This is a genomic window from Acinetobacter sp. I-MWF (assembly GCF_025433935.1).
GTDB classification, from domain to species: Bacteria; Pseudomonadota; Gammaproteobacteria; order Pseudomonadales; family Moraxellaceae; genus Acinetobacter; species Acinetobacter guillouiae.
Genome location: NZ_JAMBAR010000083.1, coordinates 1 through 345, shown reverse-complemented (window position 1 = coordinate 345; position 345 = coordinate 1). Strand labels below are relative to the sequence as shown.

Sequence of the window (345 nt, the reverse complement as noted above, 5' to 3'; positions counted from 1 at the left end):
CTCCTTGGCCAGGCTGCCGTGGTGCGCGGCCACGGCGGACTTGCCCAGGCGCTCGCTCAAATGCCGCGCCAGGCGTTCGGCCAGGCGCCGGGTGTTGACGAAAATCAGCGTGGTGCGGTGTTCGCGGGCGAGGGCGGCGAGGCGGTCGTAGACCAATTCCCACACGTCGTTGGCCATTACCGCTGACAGCGGCACCGGCGGCACTTCGATATCCAGGTCACGCGGGCGCGCATGGCCGATGTCGACGATTGCGCACGGACGTGCCGTGCCCACCAGAAAACGCGACACCGCCTCGATGGGTTTTTGCGTGGCCGACAGACCGATGCGTATCAACGGCTCGGCGCA

1 pseudogene is annotated in these 345 nt (G+C 67.5%); it reads right to left on the bottom strand.

The annotated features are described in order from the left end of the window. A pseudogene (locus tag M2R48_RS21505) lies at nt 1-345 on the bottom strand (hypothetical protein); the annotation flags it as partial.